The organism is Streptomyces sp. XY431 (genome assembly GCF_001279805.1).
Taxonomy (GTDB): domain Bacteria; phylum Actinomycetota; class Actinomycetes; order Streptomycetales; family Streptomycetaceae; genus Kitasatospora; species Kitasatospora purpeofusca.
Map to the genome: position 1 here is coordinate 1 of NZ_LGDO01000495.1, position 17,115 is coordinate 17,115.

Annotated in this window: 16 protein-coding genes; 10 read left to right on the forward strand and 6 right to left on the reverse strand. The window is 74.1% G+C overall.

The annotated features are described in order from the left end of the window. Positions 1–64: 64 nt before the first annotated feature. Positions 65–757, reverse strand: a complete 693-nt coding sequence (locus ADK60_RS34435) for a response regulator (protein ID WP_045937960.1) — start codon at positions 755–757, stop codon at positions 65–67. Positions 758–855: 98 nt separating this feature from the next. Then, positions 856–2,085 carry a sensor histidine kinase gene (locus ADK60_RS34440; protein WP_045937959.1) on the reverse strand — a complete coding sequence of 410 codons (1,230 nt, stop codon included), beginning with the start codon at positions 2,083–2,085 and terminating at the stop codon, positions 856–858. Positions 2,086–2,224: 139 nt separating this feature from the next. On the opposite strand from ADK60_RS34440, the gene ADK60_RS34445 reads away from it, so the two are divergent. Both ADK60_RS34445 and ADK60_RS34450 read left to right on the forward strand, forming a co-directional pair. Continuing rightward, the gene (locus ADK60_RS34445) at positions 2,225–3,280 is read left to right on the forward strand and encodes an SAM-dependent methyltransferase (protein ID WP_053650840.1); all 1,056 of its coding nucleotides are present in this window, start codon (positions 2,225–2,227) and stop codon (positions 3,278–3,280) included. Then, positions 3,277–4,446, forward strand: a complete 1,170-nt coding sequence (locus ADK60_RS34450) for an NADH-quinone oxidoreductase subunit D (RefSeq protein WP_053650841.1) — start codon at positions 3,277–3,279, stop codon at positions 4,444–4,446. The genes ADK60_RS34445 and ADK60_RS34450 overlap by 4 nt, the downstream gene beginning before the upstream one ends. A 56-nt stretch (positions 4,447–4,502) precedes the next feature. Here the strand turns inward: ADK60_RS34450 and ADK60_RS34455 are convergent, their stop codons facing one another. Further along, positions 4,503–5,327, reverse strand: a complete 825-nt coding sequence (locus tag ADK60_RS34455) for a DUF3109 family protein (protein WP_045937956.1) — start codon at positions 5,325–5,327, stop codon at positions 4,503–4,505. A gap of 325 nt (positions 5,328–5,652) precedes the next feature. Between ADK60_RS34455 and ADK60_RS34460 the strand changes: the two genes are divergently transcribed. The 5 genes from ADK60_RS34460 to ADK60_RS34480 all read left to right on the forward strand — a co-directional run bounded on the left by ADK60_RS34460 (position 5,653) and on the right by ADK60_RS34480 (position 11,508). Next, on the forward strand, positions 5,653–6,615 hold the full coding sequence (locus ADK60_RS34460; RefSeq protein ID WP_045937952.1) for a Ppx/GppA family phosphatase: 963 nt from the start codon (positions 5,653–5,655) through the stop codon (positions 6,613–6,615). 646 nt (positions 6,616–7,261) lie between these two features. Next, positions 7,262–8,065: a sugar phosphate isomerase/epimerase family protein gene (locus ADK60_RS34465; RefSeq protein ID WP_199839821.1), complete on the forward strand. Its 804-nt coding sequence runs from the start codon at positions 7,262–7,264 to the stop codon at positions 8,063–8,065. A 32-nt stretch (positions 8,066–8,097) separates the two neighbouring features. Then, positions 8,098–8,886, forward strand: coding sequence for a class I SAM-dependent methyltransferase (locus ADK60_RS34470; RefSeq protein ID WP_053650842.1), 789 nt, complete (start codon positions 8,098–8,100; stop codon positions 8,884–8,886). A 166-nt stretch (positions 8,887–9,052) separates the two neighbouring features. Next, positions 9,053–10,897, forward strand: coding sequence for a dihydroxy-acid dehydratase (ilvD, locus tag ADK60_RS34475; protein ID WP_053650843.1), 1,845 nt, complete (start codon positions 9,053–9,055; stop codon positions 10,895–10,897). A gap of 83 nt (positions 10,898–10,980) precedes the next feature. Then, the gene (locus tag ADK60_RS34480; RefSeq protein WP_063783355.1) at positions 10,981–11,508 is read left to right on the forward strand and encodes a hypothetical protein; all 528 of its coding nucleotides are present in this window, start codon (positions 10,981–10,983) and stop codon (positions 11,506–11,508) included. A 14-nt stretch (positions 11,509–11,522) separates the two neighbouring features. On the opposite strand, the gene ADK60_RS34485 is transcribed toward ADK60_RS34480, so the two are convergent. Next, a complete protein-coding gene (locus tag ADK60_RS34485; protein WP_053650844.1) occupies positions 11,523–12,860 on the reverse strand; it encodes an SCO2583/SCO2584 N-terminal domain-containing protein in 1,338 nt (445 codons plus the stop codon). A gap of 108 nt (positions 12,861–12,968) precedes the next feature. Further along, on the reverse strand, positions 12,969–13,418 hold the full coding sequence (locus ADK60_RS34490; RefSeq protein WP_159400702.1) for a hypothetical protein: 450 nt from the start codon (positions 13,416–13,418) through the stop codon (positions 12,969–12,971). Positions 13,419–13,605: 187 nt separating this feature from the next. Here ADK60_RS34490 and proC point away from each other — a divergent pair, with 187 nt between their 5' ends. The 3 genes from proC (at position 13,606) to ADK60_RS34505 (ending at position 16,513) form a co-directional block, all read left to right on the forward strand. After that, positions 13,606–14,433, forward strand: a complete 828-nt coding sequence (proC, locus tag ADK60_RS34495) for a pyrroline-5-carboxylate reductase (protein ID WP_045937944.1) — start codon at positions 13,606–13,608, stop codon at positions 14,431–14,433. 30 nt (positions 14,434–14,463) lie between these two features. After that, positions 14,464–15,120 carry an HAD family hydrolase gene (locus ADK60_RS34500; protein WP_053650846.1) on the forward strand — a complete coding sequence of 219 codons (657 nt, stop codon included), beginning with the start codon at positions 14,464–14,466 and terminating at the stop codon, positions 15,118–15,120. Positions 15,121–15,334: 214 nt separating this feature from the next. Beyond that, on the forward strand, positions 15,335–16,513 hold the full coding sequence (locus tag ADK60_RS34505) for an MFS transporter (protein ID WP_053650877.1): 1,179 nt from the start codon (positions 15,335–15,337) through the stop codon (positions 16,511–16,513). Between the two features lie 34 nt (positions 16,514–16,547). Here the strand turns inward: ADK60_RS34505 and ADK60_RS34510 are convergent, their stop codons facing one another. Next, positions 16,548–17,033: a MarR family winged helix-turn-helix transcriptional regulator gene (locus ADK60_RS34510; RefSeq protein ID WP_045937942.1), complete on the reverse strand. Its 486-nt coding sequence runs from the start codon at positions 17,031–17,033 to the stop codon at positions 16,548–16,550. Positions 17,034–17,115 lie beyond the last annotated feature (82 nt).

Sequence of the window (17,115 nt, forward strand, 5' to 3'; positions counted from 1 at the left end):
GGTCCGGAGCGTGGGCGGGGGCCGGGGCGGGGGGAGCGGACACGGCGGCCGGCGGCTGGGCGGGTCAGTCGGAGGCGCCGGCCCGGATCAGTCCGGCCTCGTAGGCCAGGACCACGGCCTGGACCCGGTCGCGCAGGCCCAGCTTGGCCAGGATCCGCCCGACGTGGGTCTTCACGGTGGCCTCGGAGAGCACCAGCCGGGCCGCGATCTCCCCGTTCGACAGGCCCTGGGCGACCAGCAGGAACACCTCGCGCTCGCGCTCGGTGAGCGGGCCCAGGGTGTCGGAGCCGCCCGGGCCGCTCTGCGGGGTCGGCAGCACCTCGGCGAAGCGGTCGATCATGCGGCGGGTGGTGGTCGGGGCGACCACGGCGTCCCCGCCGTGCACGGCGCGGATCGCGGCCACCAGCTCGGTCGGCGGCACGTCCTTGAGCAGGAAGCCGCTGGCCCCGGCCTTGAGCGCGGCGAAGGCGTACTCGTCGAGGTCGAAGGTGGTGAGGATGAGCACGTGCGGGGCGTCCGGCAGCGGGCTGCCGTCCTCGGCCAGGCAGATCCGCCGGGTGGCCTGCACCCCGTCCAGCCGGGGCATCCGGACGTCCATGAGGATCACGTCCACCGCCGTGTGCCGGAGCTTCTCCACGGCCTGGGCGCCGTCCCCGGCCTCGGCGGCGATCTCGATGTCCCCCTGCGACTGGAGGATCATCCGGAATCCGGTGCGCAGCAGCTCCTGGTCGTCGACCAGCATCACGCGGATGGTCAAGGGTGGCTCCTAGTTCCTCGGGGAGGACAGCGGGGGGTCGGTGGCGTCCGTCGGCGGGTGTCCGGGGTCGGGTGGGTGTCCGGTCGGCGGGTCCTGGGTCAGGCGGCCTTGAGCGGCAGGACGGCGCGGATCCGGAATCCGCCGCCGGGGCGGGGCCCGATGTCGAGGCTGCCGCTGACCATACCGACCCGCTCGCGCATGCCGATCAGGCCGTGGCCCTGGCCGTCGGTGCCGCCGGAGGCGAGCTGCTCGTCGGTGCTGCCGCGGCCGTCGTCCTCGACCAGCACGGCCAGTTCGCGCTCGCCGAAGTCGACCGCGACCCGGGCGTGGACGTCGGGGCCGCCGTGCTTGCGGACGTTGGTCAGCGCCTCCTGGACGATCCGGTAGACCGTCAGCTCGACGCCGCGCGGCAGTTCGCGCGGGTGGCCCGAGGTGGCGAAGTCGACCTGGAGGCCGGCCGTGCGGACCTGGTCGAGCAGCTCCGGCAGCTCCTCGACGCCGGGCTGCGGCACGTACTCCTCGCCCTTGGTGTCGGCGCTGCGCAGCACGCCCAGCAGCCGGCGCATCTCGACCAGCGCCTGCCGGCCGGTGGAGGCGATGGTGCTGAGCGCCTCCTTGGCCTGCTGCGGCGAGTTGTCCAGGACGTAGGCGGCGCCGTCGGCCTGGACGATCATCACCGAGACGTTGTGCGCGACCACGTCGTGCAGTTCGCGGGCGATCCGGGCCCGCTCGGCGGCGACCGCGACCTTGGACTGGGCGTCGCGCTCCCGCTCCAGCCGGGCCGCCCGGTCCTCCAGCTCGACCAGGTACGCCCGGCGCACCCTGGTCAGCCGGCCCCAGGCCCAGCAGAGGATGAACGGGGTGGTCATCAGGCCGATGATGAGCAGCGCCTCGGGGGCGGAGTAGTTCACGAAGTGGACGTCGGAGTCGCCGACCGACTGGATCTTCTGCGGATGCAGCCGCCAGTACACCAGCGGGCCCGCGAGCAGGCCGCCGAGCAGCGCGAACCGGGACGTCCAGGGCTTGCCGAACGCGGCGCCGGTGTAGGCGAACACCAGGTAGGCGATGCTGGAGACCGCCGGGTTGACGTCCAGGAGGACCTGGGTGACGCCGATCAGGCCCGCGGCGGCCACCGTCGCGTCGGGGAAGCGCCGGCGGAACACCATCAGCAGGGGCAGCAGGACGGCGACGGCGTAGTGGACCCCGAGCCGCCAGCCGCTGTTCTCGCTCCCGCCCTCCGGCACCACGCCGAGGAAGAGCACCATCGCGGCCCAGACGGAGTCGATCACCATGGGGTGACGGCGGAGCCAGGCGTTGAGTCGATGCACGACTCAAGCGTAGGCAGTCGCACCCCGTGTCCAGGTCCGCCGGGAGGGCGATCCGTTCTACTCCCTAGGTCGGAGAGCCCGGCATGCCGCTGCCGTAGGGATTGGGCGGGTACGGACCGGGTGTGTAGCGTCCCGCTCCATGAGCTGGATGCGGTGGGCGCCCGCCACGGAGCGTGCCCTCTACGACCCCGACGGCGGCTTCTACCGCAGGCCGGAGGGCCCGGCCGGGCACTTCCGGACCTCGGTGCACGCCTCGCCGCTGTTCGCCCGGGCGGTGGCCCGGCTGCTGCTGGAGGTGGACGCGGCGCTCGGCCGCCCGGAGGAGCTGGCCTTCGTGGACGTCGGGGCCGGCCGGGGCGAGCTGGTCGCCGGGGTGCTGGCCGAACTGCCGGAGCCGGTGGGGGAGCGGCTGAAGGTGTGGGCGGTGGAGCTCGCCGACCGCCCGGACGCGCCGCCCGCCGCTCCGTCCACAGGCCTGTGGACGGAGCGGAGCTGGGCCGGGACGGTGTGGACGGCGGAGGTGCCGCGCGGCGTCACCGGGCTGCTGATCGCCAACGAGTGGCTGGACAACGTGCCGCTGGACACCGGCGAGGTCGGCGAGGACGGGCAGCTCCGCTACCTGGAGGTGGACCCGGCGACCGGGGAGGAGCGGCTCGGCGGGCCCGTGGACGCCGCCGACGCCGACTGGGCCGCCCGCTGGTGGCCGGCCGAACGGCCCGGGGACTTCGTCGAGTTCGGTGCGCCCAGGGACGCCGCCTGGGCGCACGCGGTGGCCGGCCTGGAACGGGGTCTGGCCGTCGCCGTCGACTACGGGCACACCGCCGGGCGGCGCCCGCCGTTCCCCACCCGGACCGGCTTCCGGGCCGGCCGCGAGGTGCCCCCGGTGCCCGACGGCTCCTGCGACGTCACCGCGCACGTGGCGCTGGACGCGGTGGCCGCGCCCGGTCTCCACAGCCTGTGGACGACCCAGCGGGAGGCGCTGCGGGCGCTCGGCGTCAGCGGCGCCCGGCCGCCGCTGGCCCTCGCCTCCACCGACCCGGTCGGCTACCTGCGCGCGCTCGGCGGCGCGGGCGAGGGGGCCGAGCTCACCGACGCCGCGGGCCTGGGCGGATTCGGCTGGCTCTCGCAGGCCGTCCGCATGCCGGTACCGCCGAGCCTCGGGGCGCTGCCGGGATGGCAGACTCTGACCCCATGAGGGAGACCACGGTCGGCATCGGGGCGGGAGCCGAGAACGTCACGGGCGGGGCTGGCAGCACCGACATGGTGCTCAACATCGGCCCGCAGCACCCGGCGACGCACGGTGTGCTGCGCCTGCGCCTGGTACTGGACGGCGAGCGCATCGTCAGCGCCGAGCCGGTGATCGGCTACATGCACCGGGGCGCGGAGAAGCTCTTCGAGGCCCGGGACTACCGGCAGATCATCATGCTGGCCAACCGGCACGACTGGCTCTCGGCCTTCTCCAACGAACTGGGCGTGGTGCTCGGCGTCGAGCGGATGCTCGGCATGGAGGTGCCCGAGCGGGCGGTGTGGATCCGCACCCTGCTGGCCGAGCTGAACCGCGTCCTCAACCACCTGATGTTCCTCGGCTCCTACCCGCTGGAGCTGGGCGGGATCACCCCGATCTTCCACGCCTTCACCGGCCGCGAGGACCTCCAGCACGTGCTGGAGGAGGCCTCCGGCGGCCGGATGCACTACATGTTCAACCGGGTCGGCGGCCTCAAGGAGGACCTGCCGGCCGGCTGGCTCGGCCGGGTCCGCGCCGCCGTCGCCGTGGTCCGCTCCCAGCTGCCGGTCTTCGAGGACCTGGTGCTGGGCAACGAGATCTTCCGCGCCCGCACCGCCGGTGTCGGCGTCCTGACCCGGGCGCAGGCCGAGGCGTACGGCGCCAGCGGCCCGATCGCGCGGGCCAGCGGACTGGACCTCGACCTGCGCCGGGACGAGCCCTACCTGGCGTACGGCAGCGAGGAACTGCGGCAGGTGCTGACCGTGGTCACCCGCGAGGAGGGCGACTGCCTGGCCCGCTTCGAGTGCCTGCTGGAGCAGACCGTCAACGCGCTCGACCTCGCGGACGCCTGCCTCGACAAGCTGGCCCTGCTCGCCCCCGGGCCGGTCAACCTGAGGCTGCCCAAGGTGCTCAAGGCCCCGGAGGGCAGCACCTACGCCTGGACCGAGAACCCGCTCGGCGTCAACGGCTACTACCTGGTGTCGCGCGGCGACAAGACGCCGTGGCGGCTGAAGCTGCGCTCGGCCTCGTTCAACAACATCCAGACGCTGACCGAGCTGCTGCCGGGGACGCTGGTCGCGGACATGGTGGCGATCCTGGGCTCGATGTTCTTCGTCGTCGGCGACATCGACAAGTAGCGCCGACCGGGGGGGCGGGCGGGCCCGCCCCCCGGGGGGTTGCGCTTGGGAGCGCGCTACTTCTTCGGCGCCTTCGGCCGCTTCGCCGGGTCGGCCGGGTGCGGGGCCACCTTGCGGTCGCCCTTGGTGGCGATCCGCTCCTCGCAGAGGCCGGCCAGCACCCGGTACGCGGCCCGGCCCATCAGCTCGGTGAGCTCCGGGCGGTAGCTGACGAACACCGGGTCGGCGCCCTGGTGGGCGTCCGGGCTGCCGGTGCACCACCAGTGCAGGTCGTGGCCGCCCGGGCCCCAGCCCCGGCGGTCGTACTCGCCGATGGTGACCTGGAGGTAGCGGGTGTCGTCCGGCCGGTCGATCCAGTCGTAGGTGCGGCGGACCGGCAGCTGCCAGCAGACGTCCGGCTTGGTCTCCAGCGGCTCGCGGCCCTCCGCGAGTGCCAGCGCGTGCAGGGCGCAGCCCCCTCCGCCGGCGAAGCCGGGGCTGTTCACGAAGATGCAGGCGCCGTCGACCCGCCGGGTCTGGCGGTCGCCGTCCTCGTCGAACATGGTGATGCCGCCGTCGATCTTGAGCCGGCCCTTGGCGTCGGTGCCGTGCCGGTGGTTCTCCCACAGCTCCGGGGTCAGCCGGGCCGCGTGGCCGGCCACCCGCTTCTCGTCGTCCTCGTCCGAGTAGTGCGCGCCCAGGGTGCAGCAGCCGTCGGACTCGCCCCGGCCCTCGCGGATGCCCTGGCAGCCCTGGCCGAAGATGCACGACCAGCGGGAGGTCAGCCAGGTCAGGTCGCAGCGGAAGACCTGCTCCTCGTCCTCGGGGTCGGTGAACTCGACCCAGGCGCGCGGGAAGTCGAGCGGGACCTCGGGGCGGAGCTCGGAACGGAGGGTCGGCATCGCCAGGTCGACGGCGCCCGGGCCGTCGCTCCCGGACTTCTTCCTGCCGCCCTTGGAAGTGCCGCTGTGCTGGGACGTCTCTGCTGCTGCCACCCGGCAAGGGTAGAGCCTCCGCGGAGCTGCGAACCGTCCGTGGTCACGCGGTTCACGGCGAGTTCACCGCCCGGCCCGGTGAACGCCGGGTCAACACCGGCCGAATGCCGTTCGAACCGGCGCCCCGGTCCGCCCCGGCCGGCCCGTCCCCGGCCGCGATCAGTACCCGGACCAGCACGAACACCGGCACGACCGGTCTCCTCCGGCGTGAGATCGCGTAGCGTGGAGGGTTATGCGACTCGGTGTGCTCGACGTAGGTTCCAACACGGTCCACTTCCTGGTGGTCGACGCCCACCCGGGCGCCGCACCCCTGCCCGCGTACTCCCACAAGGCCGAGCTGCGGCTCGCCGAACTCCTCGACGAGCAGGGCGCGATCGGCGGGTCCGGGGTCGAGAAGCTGATCGGCATGATCACCTCCTCGCTGCGGGTCGCCGAGGACAAGGGCGTGGTCGACATACTGCCCTTCGCCACCTCCGCCGTGCGCGAGGCCGCCAACGGCGAGGAGGTGCTCCGCCGGGTCGCCGAGGAGACCGGGGTCGAACTGCGGGTGCTCTCCGGCCAGGACGAGGCCCGGCTCACCTTCCTGGCGGTCCGCCGCTGGTTCGGCTGGTCCTCCGGCCGGCTGCTCAACCTCGACATCGGCGGCGGCTCGCTGGAGATCGCCTGCGGTCTGGACGAGCAGCCGGACGTGGCCTGCTCGGTGCCGCTGGGCGCCGGCCGGCTGACCGCCCGCTGGCTGCCCGGCGACGTCGCCGACCCCGAGCGGCTGCGCGAGCTCAGACGGCACATCCGCGCCGAGATCGCCACCGTCGTCGGCGAGATCTCCCGGCTCGGCGCGCCGGACCACGCCGTCGCCACCTCCAAGACCTTCAAGCAGCTGGCCCGGATGACCGGAGCCGCCCCGGCCGACGCCGGTCCGTACGCGGACCGCCGGCTCACCCGCGTCAACCTCGCCGCCTGGTTGCCCCGGCTGTCCACGATGACCGTCGCCGAACGGGCGCAGATCCCCGGGGTCTCCGAGGGCCGCGCCAAGCAGCTGCTCGCGGGCGCGCTGGTCGCCGACGCGGCGATGGACCTGTTCGGCCTGGACGAGCTGGACGTCTGTCCCTGGGCGCTGCGCGAGGGCATCATCCTGCGCCGGCTGGACGCCATGGACAGCCCGGCCGACCGTCGTCGGCCCGCGCTCATCCCCTGACACCGGGGCGGGGCGGCCGGGCGCGCGCCGACCGGCTCCCCGTTCCGGGCGCGGTCCGCTTACGCTGTCTCCCGTGGCGCAACCAGCGGACGAGGACGGGACGCGGGAGGGCCGCGCGCCCCAGGACGGGAAGCCGCGGCCGGACGCCCCGCGCCGCGCCGGGCGCCGCACCGGCCCTGGTCCCGCTCCGGACACCGCCGCGGATCCCGCTCCGGACAGCGACTCGACCCCTGGCCAGGACACCGGCCCGGGGGCTCCTGCGCCGGCCCGCAAGCTCGGCAAGGCGGTCAAGGGCGTCAAGAGCGTCAAGGGCGTCAAGGCGGTGAAGGCGGCCCGGGAGGCGGCCGGCGGCGTCGCCGAGAAGGCGGCCCGCAAGGCCGCGAGCCGCGCGGCCACCAAGGCTACCGGAGCCACCAAGGCATCCAAGGCGACCGGAGCCGCCGCGGCCGCCGGGGCGGCGAAGACCGCCAGGGCGCCCAAGGGCCCCAGGGCCCCCGGCGCCGAGCCCACCCGCACCGCCCGGGCGGCCGGCGCCGCCAAGGCCGCCGTCCAGTCCGTGAAGTCGGTCAAGGCCGCCCGCCAGGCCGCCGCCCGCCCGCCGCTGCTGCGCACCACCGACCGCCTGGTCCTGCCCCCGCACCCGGCCCTGCACATCCCGGACACCAAGGTCGTCCTCTCCACCGCCTCGGTCTACCCGGCCACCACCGCGGTCGCCTTCGAGCTGGCCGCCAAACTCGGCTACGACGGTGTCGAGGTGATGGTCTGGAACGACCCGGTCAGCCAGGACATCGAGGCGCTGCGCCGGCTCTCGGACGCCCACCGCATGCCGATCCTCGCCGTGCACGCGCCGTGCCTGCTGATCACCCAGCGGGTGTGGAGCACCGACCCGTGGACCAAGCTGGTCCGCGCCCGCGCGGCGGCCGAGAAGCTGGGCGCGAGCGCGGTCGTCGTCCACCCGCCGTTCCGCTGGCAGCGCCAGTACGCCCGGGAGTTCGTCGAGGGCATCCACCGGATGGCGGGGGAGACGGACGTCCGCTTCGCGGTCGAGAACATGTACCCGTGGCGGTACAAGGACCGCGAGGTGCTGGCGTACGCGCCGGGCTGGGACGTCACCGAGGAGGAGTACCGGCACTTCACCATCGACCTGTCGCACGTCGCCACCTCGCGGGTGGACGCCTTCGCGATGGTCGAGCGGATGGGGGACCGGCTCGCGCACATCCACCTGGCGGACGGCTCCGGCTCCGGCAAGGACGAGCACCTCATCCCCGGCCGGGGCAAGCAGCCCTGCGCCGAGCTGCTGGAACACCTCGCCCGGACCGGCTTCGACGGCCACGTCGTGCTGGAGGTCAACACCCGCCGCTCCGCGTCGCCCGCCGAACGCGAGGCCGATCTCGCCGAGGCCCTCGCCTTCACCCGCTTGCACCTGGCCACCCCCGCGCGCGTACGCTGACGGCACACGAACTGCCGTCCGCAGGGGGATACATGGCGGAAAAGACCGGATCCGGGCCCAGCAGCGACTTCCGTGAACTGGCGAAGTCCTTCGGCGGCGTGGCGGCGGAGTACGACCGGGCCAGGCCCTCGTACCCGCAGGAACTGTTCGACGCGCTGGAGCGGCTGGCCGGGCGCGGTCTGGAGGGCGCGCGGGTGCTGGACGTCGGCGCCGGCACCGGCATCTCGACCCGGCTGCTGGCCGGCCGCGGCGCCGACGTGGTCGCGGTGGAGCCGAACGCGGGCATGGCCGGGCAGTTCCTCGCCGCCTCGCCCGGGCTCGGGCTGGTCCGGGGCAGCGGCGACGAGCTGCCGTTCCACGACGGCTCGGCGGACTTCGTCACCTATGCCCAGGCCTTCCACTGGACCACCCCGGAGAAGTCCGTGCCGGAGGCGATCCGGGTGCTGCGGCCCGGCGGCGCCCTGGCCCTCTGGTGGAACGTGAAGGACAGCGGCGTCGCCTGGGTGCGGGCGATGGGCGAGCGGCTCGCCGCCGCGCTGCCCACGACCTACCACGGCTACGGCGCCGTCAACGAGGTCACCTCCCACCTCGCCCCGTACGACCTGCGGACGGAGCACACCCGGCTCCGCTGGGAGCGCCGGGTCGCCGTGGACCATGTGATCACCGACCTCACCTCCCGCTCCTACCTGGCCGCGCTCACCCCGGAGCAGCGCGCGCCGCTGCTGGCCGTCGAGCGCGAGGCCCTGCTGGCGGAGTTCCCGGACGGCACGGTCGTCGAGCCGTACGTGCTGGACCTGACCGTCGCGATCACCCCGTCCTGACCCGCGCCGGGGGCCGCCCGGCCCCGTCCGGCGGCCACCCGGCTGACCGCATCGCGGACGCCGTGTCCGCCGGACGGACGGCGGGCGTAGGCTCGACAGACACAGTGGCCCCGCACCCTCCTGATCGAGCGGGGCCGCCAGTCAGCCTCCGAAGGAGTGGAGCACAGTGCCCGAGCTGAGGTCCCGTACGGTCACCCACGGTCGCAACATGGCAGGCGCCCGGGCGCTTCTCCGGGCGGCCGGCGTAGCCCGCGAGGACTTCGGCAAGCCGATCATCGCGGTCGCCAACTCCTTCACCGAGTTCGTCCCCGGCCACACCCACCTCCAGCCGGTCGGCCGGATCGTGTCCGAGGCGATCAAGCAGGCCGGCGGCATCCCCCGCGAGTTCAACACCATCGCGGTGGACGACGGCATCGCGATGGGCCACAGCGGCATGCTCTACTCGCTGCCCTCGCGCGACCTGATCGCCGACTCGGTCGAGTACATGGTCAACGCGCACTGCGCGGACGCGCTGATCTGCATCTCCAACTGCGACAAGATCACCCCCGGCATGCTGATGGCCGCACTGCGGCTGAACATCCCGACGGTGTTCGTCTCCGGCGGCCCGATGGAGGCCGGCAAGGCCACCCTGGTCGACGGCACGGTGCGCAAGCTCGACCTGGTCGACGCGATCTCGCAGGCGGTGAACGAGAACGTCTCCGACGAGGACATCGCGATCATCGAGGAGAACGCCTGTCCGACCTGCGGCTCCTGCTCGGGCATGTTCACCGCCAACTCGATGAACTGCCTCACCGAGGCGATCGGCCTCTCGCTGCCCGGCAACGGCTCGCTGCTCGCCACCCACACCGCCCGCCGCGCCCTCTACGAGGCCGCCGGCCGGACCGTCGTCGAGATCACCGAGCGGCACTACGGCCAGGACGACTACTCCGTCCTGCCGCGCTCGATCGCCTCCCGCGCCGCCTTCGAGAACGCCATGGCCCTCGACATCGCCATGGGCGGCTCGACCAACACCATCCTCCACCTGCTCGCCGCCGCCCAGGAGGCCGAGCTGGACTTCGACCTGCGGGCCATCGACGCGATCTCCCGCAAGGTGCCGTGCCTGTCCAAGGTCGCGCCCAACGGCGCGTACTACATGGAGGACGTGCACCGGGCCGGCGGGATCCCGGCCATCCTCGGCGAGCTGCACCGGGGCGGGCTGCTGAACGAGGACGTGCACACCGTCCACTCCGACTCGCTCACCGAGTGGCTCAAGACCTGGGACGTCCGCGGCGGCTCGCCGTCCGCCGAGGCCGTCGAGCTGTGGCACGCCGCCCCCGGCTGCGTCCGGTCCGCCGAGGCCTTCTCGCAGTCCGAGCGCTGGGAGTCGCTGGACACCGACGGCGCCCGGGGCTGCATCCGCGCCGTCGAGCACGCCTACTCCGTCGAGGGCGGGCTCGCCGTGCTGTACGGCAACCTCGCCGAGGACGGCTGCATCGTGAAGACCGCCGGCGTGGACGAGTCGATCTGGACGTTCAGCGGCCCGGCCGTCGTCGTCGAGTCCCAGGAGGACGCGGTCGAGGCGATCCTCGCCAAGCGGATCAAGGAGGGCGACGTCGTCGTCATCCGCTACGAGGGCCCCAAGGGCGGCCCCGGCATGCAGGAGATGCTCTATCCGACCTCGTTCCTCAAGGGCCGGGGCCTGGGCAAGGCCTGCGCGCTGGTCACCGACGGCCGCTTCTCCGGCGGCACCTCGGGCCTGTCGATCGGCCACGCCTCCCCGGAGGCCGCGTCCGGCGGCACCATCGCCCTGGTCGAGGACGGCGACACCATCGCCATCGACATCCCGGGCCGGCGGATCTCGCTGGAGGTCCCGGCCGAGGTCCTGGACGAGCGCCGCCGCGTCCTGGAGGCCGGCCACGGCTACCGGCCGCAGAACCGCGACCGCCAGGTCAGCCAGGCCCTGCGCGCCTACGCCGCGATGGCCACCTCCGCCGACAAGGGCGCCGTCCGGGACGTCAGCAAGCTCGGCTGACCCCCACCGCGATCACGGAGGCGCCGTCCCGGCCACCGGGACGGCGCCTCCGCCGTTCCCGCCAGCCGGGGATAATCGGACCCGTGACCCAGGAACCCACCCCCACCACCCAGCCCGCCGGCGCCCCCGAGCCGGAGCCGATCCGCTGGTTCGGCACCAGCTGGGTCGAGCGCGGCGGCGACTACCGGCTGCGCCGCGTCCTCGTCCCGGCCGGGGCGCTGCTCGCCGCCGCGGCCGGCGCCTTCGTGCTGCGCCTCGCCGTCGACGGCATCCGGGTCGCCGACAACGGGGGCTTCCTCAACGGACTGCTGGTCGCCGCGGTCGCGATCTGCTCGCTGCTCGCCGCGCTGCGCACCTGGAAGCTGCTCACCGAGGGCCGGGACGCGCTGACCGGCTGGATGGCCGAGGACAAGTCGCTCGGCGTGGTCTGGGTGATCGGCGGGGTCGGCTCCCTGCTCGCCTACTTCCTCCGCGCCCTGCGCGAGGCCCCCGGCGAGGCCCTCCACCGGGCCCGCTACGAGAAGGCGCTCGCCCAGCACGAACGCCGGCAGGCCGGTCGCAGCGGCCGGCCCGGTGCCGGGGCACCGGGCCGGGCCAAGCGCAAGCGCTGAAGCAGCGGGGCCGGTCAGCTGCGGCTGACCGTGCCGCAGACGCCGTCCGTCCGCAGCTCCTTGGTGCGGTCGTACGGGTCCGAGAGCGGCCCGGAGGGCGCGGGGGACGTCCCCCCGGCGGCCGCGAACTGGTCGAACTGCGGGTGGTACCAGCCGTCGTAGACGTCGCACTCGCTGTTGCCGACGTCGGACATGGTCTGCTCGAAGTAGAGCCGGTCCCGCTCGACCTGGAACTTCGCCGGGTCGTAGAAGCGGAAGGTGTCCACCCGGCGCACGATGGTCCGCGCCGTCCAGGTGTCCCCGGCCACGTCGGCCGCCGGGGTGAGCAGACCGACCGGCTTCGGCGCGCCGCCCCCGCCGGGCGCCGGGCTGCCCGTCGGCCGCGCGGGACCGGAGGGCCTGGGTGCGGTGGCGCGCTTGGCGGCGTCCGGGCCGGGCCGGAGCGGGTAGACGAAGGTGAAGTCGGTGTGCACCAGCACGCCCCGCTTGCCGTCCCCCTCGACGCTGATCCGGCCCTGGAGCCGGTAGGTGTCGCCGACCGGGATCGCGTCGCGCGCGTCGAAGCGGCTGAACCAGCCGGTCGGGTCCTGGTCGCGGGAGGGACTGGCCAGCGCCTTCTCGGCCGTCGCCCGGTCCTCCGGGCCCAGCATGGCCAGGGCCGCCTCCGGGCGGCCGCCGGCCACCACCTTCGGGTCCAGGTTGGCCGCCGCCAGGTACCGCTTGACCAGGTCGACCTGCGCGGCGACCTGGTCGGCGCCGAACACGCCGATCCTGGTGACCGTGCCCGGTTCGGGCCCGAACGCGTCGATGCCGGTGGGCCACCCCTCGGCGGGGGAGCCCGCCCACGGGCGGTCGACGGTCGGCTGCTTCGGGTCGACCGGCGGCGGCGCGGCGGTCGGCGCCCCGGTCTCCGGAGCGACGGTCGCCACGGGCGTGCCGGCCGTCGTACCGCCGGAGCCGTCGCCGAACCGCGTCGAGTACCAGGACCGCAGCCCGTCGACGTTCAGCGCCGCGAGCACCAGGGCGACGGTGAGCACCACGAACAGCGGTGTCCGCCACCACCCGCCGCGGCGCGGCCGGGGGTTGCCCCACGGGTCGACCGGCCGCGCCCGGCGGGCGAAGCGCTGCCGCGGCCGGGGCCCGTCGTTCACCGAGCGTCGGCCGCCGGGGTCGACCGGCGGCGTGTGCTGCCACCGGGCGGCGAGCATCCGGGTGCGGCCCGCCTGCTCCTTGACGGCGGCGCCGCGGACGAACTCCTCGTCGAGTACGAGGTCGGCGAACGGGTCCTTCCCGTCCGTCCCGTCCTTCGGCTCCTCGGACGGACGCGGTTCTGGGTCTTCGGCGATCGGCATCGCGCCAGTATGCCGACGGGGTGTGACGGGTGTTCGATCGGGGCCGCACCGCCGGGTGAACACCCCCGCCGGAGCGGGGCGGTCGACCACCCGTGTCCTCCCGGGGCGTCAGTCCTTGCTGCGGGCGCGCTTCACCGAGCCGACCACCCCCGCCACACCCAGGACCATGGCCGCCGGGAACAGCGAGAGGAAGAACGCCTCGAACACGCCCGCGTCGCCGAGGAACAGCTGGGCCAGCGTGTTCAGCAGGAGCAGGCCGCCCGCCGCCGGGAGCGCGGCCTGCCAGGGGTGCTCGTTCGCCCACTTGTGCAGCCGGCGGTCGGCGGTGTCCCGGCGCAGCCGGCCGCCCACCGTGCCGACCAGGAAGAAGAAGAACAGGGCGAGGCCGGCCGGACCGGCCAGCATGCTCAGCGACCAGTCCCCGTCGATCAGATCGATCACCAGGTCCGTCGCCCCCACCAGGGCACCGACCCCCGCGGCCGTCCGCCACGGGCCCAAGGTCGCCGCGGCGACGGCGACCTGCCGGTTCTCACGTCGGGACATCTCTCCGTGTGCCATGCCTCCACGGTGCGCCCGCGTTCACCGCCGGGCCATAGGGGAGAACCCCGAGATTCGCCCTAGGGGCCTCTCTTCCGGGGTGCCGCTCCGCCGAGTGCCCGCAGGGTGGACGGTGCCGCCCGGGGGCGGGGCGCGGTGCGAGGATGACCGGGGTGGCGGGACACAACACCGGAGGCAAGGAGCGGCCATGACCAGCAGCGCGGCGCACGGACAGAAGATCGCCTTCCTCGGCACGGGCAAGATCGGGGAGGCCCTGCTCTCCGGTCTGCTGCGGGCCGGCAAGGACCCGGCGGACGTCCTGGTGACGGCCCGCCGGCCCGAGCGGGCGGCCGAACTGGCCGCCAGGTACGGGGTCGGCGTGGTGGGCAACGCCGAGGCCGCCAAGCTCGCGGACACCCTGATCCTCGCGGTGAAGCCGCAGGACATGGGCACCCTGCTGGACGAGCTGGCGCCGCACATCGACCCCGACCGGCTGGTGATCTCGGCCGCGGCCGGCATCCCCACCGCCTGGTTCGAGGCCAGGCTGGCGCCCGGCACCCCGGTGGTCCGGGTGATGCCGAACACGCCCGTCCTGGTGGACGAGGGCATGAGCGTCATCTCCGGCGGGTCGCACGCCGCCGAGGCGCACCTGGAGCGGGCGGAGGAGATCTTCCGCTCGGTCGGCAAGGCGCTGCGGCTGCCCGAGTCCCAGCAGGACGCGGCGACCGCGCTCTCCGGCTCCGGCCCGGCGTACTTCTACTTCCTGGTCGAGGCGATGACCGATGCGGGCATCCTGCTCGGGCTGCCCCGGCAGGTGGCGCACGACCTCATCGTGCAGTCGGCGATCGGCGCCTCGGTGATGCTGCGGGACTCCGGGGAGCACCCGGTGAAGCTGCGCGAGGCGGTCACCTCGCCGGCCGGCACCACCATCGCGGCCATCCGCGAGCTGGAGAACCACGGGGTGCGGGCGGCCCTGCTGAGCGCGCTGGAGGCGGCCCGGGACCGCTCCCGGGAGCTGGCCTCCGGCGGCAAGTGACCCGGAGGGACGGCCGGTAGGGTCGCCCGTATGGCCTATGAACTGGTGATTTTCGACAACGACGGTGTCCTGGTGGACAGCGAGCCGCTCTCCAACCGGGTGCTCGCCGACTATCTGACCGAACTGGGCTACCCGACCACCGTCGAGGACTCCTACCGGGACTTCATGGGCACCGCGGCCCACCGGGTGCACGACGTGATCGCCGAGCGGCACGACGGCGCCCTCCTCCCGGAGGGCTTCGACGAGACCTTCCACGGCCGGGTCTTCGACACCTTCACCGCCGAACTCGCCGCCGTACGGGGCGCGGAGACGCTGCTGAAGGAGCTCCGGCAGGGCTCCGTGCCGTACTGCCTGGCCTCGTCCGCGCACCACAGCTGGATCCGCGCCGCGCTGGACGTCACCGGTCTGCGCGGGTGGTTCCCGGAGGAGCGGATCTTCAGCGCCCAGGACGTGGGGGTGGGCAAGCCGGCGCCGGACCTGTTCCTGCACGCCGCCCGCACCCTCGGCGTGGATCCGGCCGCCTGCCTGGTGGTGGAGGACAGCCCGAACGGCGTGCTCGCCGCCCGCGCGGCCGGCATGGACGTGTACGGCTACACCGCGCTGACCGCCCCGGCGAAGCTGACCGCCGCCGGTGCCACCGGCCTGATCGCCGACCTCGCCGAGGTGCTCCCCCTGCTCGACCGGTAGCGGCCGGACCCCGGGAGGGGTGTGCGGCAGACGCAGCCGTCTCACGCGCACCCCCTCCCGCGAACGCCCGTCAGCGCCTACGCTCTCGCCACCGACCGCCGTACCGGCCAGTAGCGAGGTGGATGTGCCTACCGAGAGTGCCTACCGTTCCGGGAGCGATGCGGGGGACGGGAGCGTCCCGGTCACGCCGCGGCTCCGGGCCGGCCGGGCGGCGCTGGCCGCGAGCTTCCTCCTCCAGGGCGTCACTTTCGCCCTGCTGGTCACCTGCATCCCGGAGATCCAGGACCGCTACGGGCTGAGCGACTCCCTGCTGCCGCTCTTCCTGGCTGCGGTGCCGGTGCTGGCCGGGGTGGGGTCGATCGCCTCCGAGCGGCTGGTGCGCCGGACGAGCGCGCGGGCCGTGCTGCGGGTGGTCCAGCCGGCGGTCTGCGCCACCCTGGCCGCCGTCGGCCTGGGGGACGAGCTCTGGCAACTGGCGCTGGCCCTGGGCGCCTTCGGCCTGCTGGTCGGCGCGCTGGACGCGAGTATGAACATGCTCGGGGTCGGGCTCCAGCACCGCTACGGCCGCTCGGTGATGCTCGGCTTCCACGCCGCGTTCAGCCTCGGCGGCATCGTCGGCGCGGCTGTCGCGGGTCTCGGCGCGCACGTCGGGCTCGGTCTGCCGGTGCTGTTCGGGACGGCGGCCGGGGTGGTCGCCCCGCTCGCGCTGCTGGCCGGCACCAGGTTCGCCGGACCGGCCGAACTCGGCGACGCGGTACGGGAGGCCGCCGCGGCCGCCGCCCGGTCGATCCCCTGGCGGCCGCTGCTGCCGCTCTGCCTGGTGATGGCCTTCGCCTACATCGCCGACGCCTCGGTCTCCAACTACAGCGTCAAGTACCTGACCGACGGTCTCGGCAGTCCAGAGGACGTCGCCAAGCTCTCCTACCTCGGCTACATGGTGGCGATGCTGCTCGGCCGGGCGCTCGGCGACCGCGCGGTGCAGCGCTGGGGCGCCGTTCCGGTGGTGCGGTCCGGTGCCGCGCTGTCCGCGCTCGGGTTCGCGCTGGCCGCCGCCGCGCCCGCCGCCTGGGCCGGGATCGCCGGGTTCACCGTGCTGGGGCTGGGGATCTGCGCGATCATCCCGCAGGTGTTCGCGGCCGGCGGGCGGTTGTTCCCGGCCGACTCGGACGCCGCGGTGGCCCGGCTCAACCTGTTCAACTACGTGGGGTTCCTGGTGGGTTCGCCGCTGGTGGGGGCGCTCGCGGACGCGAGTTCGTACCGCTGGGCGCTGCTGGCGCCGATGCTGCTGGTACTGGCGGTGCTGCCGCTGGCGGACCGCTTCGCCCCGGCGGCGCCGGCCTCCCCGGCGCCCACCGGACCGGCCGTCCGGGACGCCGTCCGGGGTACGCCGTAGGGCGAACCGTCGGGCGCGCCACCGGGGGGCCGGCTCAGGGCGTCGCCTCCCTGATCTCCGCCAGCGACTCGTGCAGGATCGCCTTCGCGCGGGTGAACCAGTCGGTGAGCACGGCGATCTCGGCCGGGGTGTAGTCGGCGAAGAGGCCGTTGATCCGTCCGTAGAACGGGCCGTAGACCTCCATGATCCGCTCCTGCGCGGCGGCCTCCAGCACCACCCGCACCCGGCGGCGGTCGCCCGGGTCGGCCTCGCGCCGGGCGTACCCGGCCTTCTCCAGCCGGTTGAGCACACCGGTCACCGCGCCGGTGGTCAGCTGCGCGCGTTCGGCGAGGTCGCCCGCGGCCAGGCCCTCGCCGGCCATCGCCGCCTCGATCAGGAAGCCGACGCAGGTGAGGTCGGTGACGTTCAGGCCGAGCCGCGCCGCGATGTCCTGCTGGCCGAACTGCGCGAGCGCGATCATCCGGTCCATCGCGTAGAGCGCCTGCTCGGGCGTCGCCTCGGGGCGCGGCTTGCCCTCCACGGGAAATCTCCTTAGCATCTAAGTTACTTATCTCGTGAGATAAGACATCAGTCCGTTCGCGGACGGGAGCCCGGGTGGACCC